This is a genomic window from Drancourtella sp. An57, from assembly GCF_002161525.1.
GTDB lineage: Bacteria > Bacillota > Clostridia > Lachnospirales > Lachnospiraceae > Sellimonas > Sellimonas catena.
Genome location: NZ_NFHY01000045.1, coordinates 1 through 567, shown reverse-complemented (window position 1 = coordinate 567; position 567 = coordinate 1). Strand labels below are relative to the sequence as shown.

Genomic DNA, 567 nt, shown 5'->3' with positions numbered 1-567 from the left:
AAAAAGAAGAAACCGGCGGAAGCCGTTTTCATATAAAGTGTGGGCTTATAGCTCAGCCGGTTAGAGCGCACGCCTGATAAGCGTGAGGTCGGTGGTTCGAGTCCACTTAAGCCCATCACAATTTAAGAATGAAAGATGAGGCTGAGGAGGTAAGGCCCACTTGACCCATCACAATTTCAGTGTAAAAGGTGAGAGTGAGGAGGTAAAGTCCACTTAAGCCCATCACAACTTAAACAAAAACTATATACGGGGGATTAGCTCAGTTGGGAGAGCGCCTGCCTTGCAAGCAGGAGGTCACGAGTTCGAATCTCGTATTCTCCACTCGGATCGGAAACGGTCCGTAAGATATGAAAATGTACCTTGAAAACCGCATATAAGAACACAAATAGAAATATCAAGACATCCGAGGTAATGTGAACACATTATTGAGAACAACGGCAGATCAAAAGATCTGCACTATCGACCAACACATATCACGCTAGGTATGTGAGATTACGGAATGCTCCGTGAAAGATTTAAATAACTCGAGGCGAAGCCTCTCGTTATCCCGTCTTTCGAAACCGCATT

At 45.0% G+C, this 567-nt stretch carries 2 tRNA genes; both read left to right on the top strand.

The window, feature by feature from the left end:
• The first annotated feature begins 41 nt into the window (after window positions 1-41).
• Window positions 42-115, top strand: a tRNA-Ile gene (locus tag B5G11_RS16115).
• A gap of 133 nt (window positions 116-248) precedes the next feature.
• Window positions 249-321: transfer RNA gene (locus tag B5G11_RS16110), tRNA-Ala, on the top strand.
• Window positions 322-567 lie beyond the last annotated feature (246 nt).